The sequence below is a fragment of the Nostoc sp. CALU 546 genome, from assembly GCF_048836525.1.
Genome location: NZ_JAWJTF010000418.1, coordinates 1 through 1,393, shown reverse-complemented (window position 1 = coordinate 1,393; position 1,393 = coordinate 1). Strand labels below are relative to the sequence as shown.

The window sequence follows — 1,393 nt, the reverse complement described above, 5'->3', positions numbered from 1 at the left end:
CACGGATTTTCTGTTCTGCATTTTTGCGATCGCGTAGCGCAGCTTGCTGTTCGGTAATATCAATTATAAAGCCCGCCATCCGAGCAACTTTGCCTGTAGAGTCTAAAAAGATATACCCGTTATCCTCAACTGTGATGTAAGTGCCATCTTTGCGACAGATGCGAAATTCAAGGTGGAATCGCTCTTTTGTGGATAAAACGCGGTTAATCTCTTTGTTAAAGAAGTTTCTATCATCAGGATGAATTAACTCTACGCAACGCTTCAAACCTCCTAACATCTCAGGCATAGAGTAACCTAATATTCGCTCTACATTGCCACCATATATAATATCGTTGGTATGCAAATGCCAGTCATAGAGAATCTGACCACTCGCTTGAATTATTGCTTGATAGCGATTGTTCCACTCGTCTAATGCATTTGAATGACATCGCAGTTTTTCCTCTACCTGCTGGCGCTCAAAGATTTCCATCTCTAAACGCTTATTTTGCTCTGTGAGTTTTTTTGTGAGGTTTCGTAAACGTAAATGGGTATTTAGTCTAGCTAAAACTTCTTCATGTTCTAAAGGTTTAGTGATGTAATCTACTGCGCCAAGATTCAAACCTTTGACTTTATCCACCTTGTCATTCATGGCAGTTATGAAGATTACAGGAATATCTTGAGTGGCTGGATTCTTTTTCAAAAGTCTGCAAGTCTCAAAACCATCGATTCCTGGCATTAATATATCCAATAAAATCAGATCAGGTGATGCATTCTCTGCTGTATTAACTGCAATTTTTCCATCTTCAGCTACTAAAACTTTAAAGCCGTAATACTCTAAAAAATCGAATAATACTTCTAGATTAATAGGATTATCATCGATTATTAAAATGACAGGTTTTTCATTTTTATTAAAATTCATACTTACCTCTTATTAAATTTATTTTAAATTTTATCGAATTTCTTTGTCTTTAAAATCTTTTGCAAGATGAGGAAAATGGGTGACAATCGGCTTTTTAGATATGCACGAATTTTGGACTTGAAAGCAAAAAGATTTAATTAAAAGTAAACTATTTCCAGAGAATAGCAATCTGATTTGATTCCTGAATCACTCGTAGATATAGGAAATAGGGAATAAAGGTGTACTGAGTTTTTTTTGTTCTGGGTTAGAGCACTGAAATTGAGAATTCAATGTCGGCGATGCCTGCGGTTTTTACTAGCCTACGCTACTTGCAATTTTAGCTTGCCTATTCACCTATCGCCGATCAATCAAAATCTTCTGAATATAATAATTACCGATTTTGACAAGTACTTAACTTCTTATGAGAGTAAACGCTTTCAGTATATAGCGATCGCACTTTTATTCTCTTCCCAAAAGCAAATCAATATGTCGCAAAAGTAGGGGCGCAAAGCTAGC

Annotated in this window: 1 protein-coding gene; it reads right to left on the bottom strand. The window is 36.1% G+C overall.

Annotated elements, in window-relative coordinates:
• Window positions 1-898, bottom strand: an 898-nt coding sequence (locus RRG12_RS44185) for a response regulator (protein ID WP_420763371.1), incomplete at its 3' end; no start/stop codon positions are given.
• Between the last annotated feature and the right edge of the window lie 495 nt (window positions 899-1,393).